The organism is Candidatus Protofrankia californiensis (assembly GCF_900634765.1).
Classification (GTDB): Bacteria; Actinomycetota; Actinomycetes; order Frankiales; family Frankiaceae; genus Protofrankia; species Protofrankia californiensis.
Window position 1 is genome coordinate 1 of record NZ_CAAAFT010000332.1, and the last position, 2,234, is coordinate 2,234.

General features: G+C 70.7%; 2 protein-coding genes. One reads left to right on the forward strand and one right to left on the reverse strand.

The features are described 5' to 3' along the window. Positions 1 to 215, forward strand: a 215-nt coding sequence (locus tag DD1DGNOD_RS17335) for a transposase family protein (RefSeq protein WP_131770623.1), incomplete at its 5' end; no start/stop codon positions are given. A 438-nt stretch (positions 216 to 653) separates the two neighbouring features. On the opposite strand, the gene DD1DGNOD_RS17340 is transcribed toward DD1DGNOD_RS17335, so the two are convergent. Continuing rightward, positions 654 to 2,063 carry an IS1380 family transposase gene (locus tag DD1DGNOD_RS17340; protein WP_131770624.1) on the reverse strand — a complete coding sequence of 470 codons (1,410 nt, stop codon included), beginning with the start codon at positions 2,061 to 2,063 and terminating at the stop codon, positions 654 to 656. Between the last annotated feature and the right edge of the window lie 171 nt (positions 2,064 to 2,234).

Consider the following 2,234-nt stretch of genomic DNA (forward strand, 5'->3'; position numbering starts at 1 on the left):
GGACCCGGGCCGGGCCGGTGGCCTGTCCGCGCTGCGGGACGCTCACCGCACGGGTGCACGGCTATCACCGACGCCGGCTTGCCGATCTCCCGGTCGGGGACAGACCCGTCGTGATCGAGGTGACCGTGCGGCGGCTGGTGTGTCCGAGCCTGGACTGTGCACAGCAGACGTTTCAGGAGCAGGTACCCGGGCTGGCCGAACGATACGCCCGGTGAACTCCGAGGCCGGAACCGGCAGACGGACGGGACGTCGACGCATCCACCCACCTTGCCCGATCAAGGACCCGGCGAACGCAACAGACCCACCGCGATCGAGTGACGAGAGATTGTCACGCTCCGTTCTGTGGGAGCCCGGGGGTGAGATCCTCCCGGGCCACCCGGCGGGTAAACTGCCTTGTCCGTTCACAAGATCCTGGATAGGTTGTCAGCTATAGCGACTGTCCCATATTGGAGGAGGTGGCTTACGACATCTGACCTAGATCCGCCAGTACCAGTGGCTGGATCGTTTCCGGTCCGGCTTGGACTCTGTGATCTTCTTTCTCTGGGAAGGTCGGCAGGATTTTCGGGGTGTGGACAGGGTAAGGGCCCGGTTGTCGTGCCGGGTGGGCGCCGGGTCCACGGCCCGGAGGGTGTCGCGTTTGTTGTCGGGGCTGGTTAGGCGGCGGGCAGGGCGCGTAGCCGGGCGAGCGCGAGGGGCAGGTAGTGGTCGCGGCCGGGTGGCAGGCGCAGGGTCAGGGTGCCGGCGTGGCGGGTGAGCCGGCCCGGGATGTTGATCAGCTGGTGGCGGAGCCGGTCACCGTGGGCGCGGCCGGCGTGCTGGTCGAGGCCGGTCAGGGATTGCAGCATTGTGGACAGCCAGCCGGCGAGGATCGCGGCCCACATCCAGACCGTGTTGACCGTCGGGTCCGCGCAGGGCAGGTGGCGCAGGCCGGCGCCGAGCTTGACGTCTTTGATCTGGGTCTCGATGTCGGCGCGGCCACGGAACCAGACTTCGACGGCAACGATGCCGTCGGGTTCGTCGGCGGGAATGTTCGTGACGAGGAAACTGACGGCCCAGGCATGGTCGGCGACACCTTCCAGTGCGAGGGTGAGCTGACCTTTCGGGATGGTCCGCCGCCGCCGGGAACGGGGATCGGCCGAGATCTCGGCGGCGGAGACCTTCACCCGGCGGATGATCGTGTAGGTGCCGGGCGGCCAGCCCGCCGGGGCGTAGTTCACGGCGGTGACCTGGGCGCCGTGCATGTCCCGGGCGTCGGTCCACGCGGTCTCGGGCACCGCGGCGTAAGCCCGCCACAACGCCGTGTTCCGCGGCGCCGCGATCGCGAAGTCCGCGCCGGCCGCGACGGCGGCGCGGGCGAGCTCGCCGGTGAAAAACCCCGAGTCCGCGCGGACCAGCGGCGCGGCGCTGAGGGCGGTGGGCAGGTTGGCCAACGCCCGGGCCAGCAGGCCGGCGCACCGCGGCCGGACGTCCTGGTCACCGGACAGCAGGTCCGCGGCCAGGACCAGCCCGGTACGCGCCCAGCTCGCCAGCAACGGCCGCCCGGCCCGTTTCCCCTCGTAGGTGTAGGCGACGCCCTGCTTGCCCCGGCCGTAAACCTCCACATCGGTGGAGTCCAGATCGATCGTCGGCCGGCCCCGGACCAGCTCCGAACGGCGCTGGGCCGGCAGCCGGGCCAGCCAGCGGTCGGCCAGCACCCCAACCCCGGCCTCGATCCCGGCGGTGCGCGCCGGGTCGAACCGGCCTGCCAGCCTCGCCGCGGTCGCGGGCGGCGCGAACGGCACCGCCGCCAGCACCTCGCCCGCGGCGTCGGACCGCAGCCGGTCGAGCCCCGACAGCGTCGCCTGCCCGGCCAGCTGCGCGGTGGCCATCCCGACCAGCAGCTCCCCGCCCGTCAGTCCCCGCGCCCGCTGCTTGACCGGACCCACCTGCTCGTCGAACGCCTTGACCACGCCAAGCCGCTCAACCAGCTCGGTGACCGCGGCCAACCCCGCCATCCCCGTCAACGACGGGTCCACCGGCCCGATCCGCACCCGCGGGGCCCGTTTCGCGGGCGTCTTCGACATGCGTAGTCTGTTCACCCGGCGGGTGCCTCTCGTCAGGGTCCATCGGTTGGTCTGGTAACCCCGATTCTCCCTGCACGGCAGGCACCCGCTCACATTCAGACGATCTACGAATCCCCAACATCAGCCACTACTGGCGGATCTAGGTCTGAGCCGAAGAGGACCTTGCAGGAC

What these genes read in the sequence shown, in the direction of transcription:
- DD1DGNOD_RS17340 (WP_131770624.1), bottom strand. Translation starts at nt 2,063, where the DNA reads ATGTCGAAGACGCCCGCGAAACGGGCCCCGCGGGTGCGGATCGGGCCG.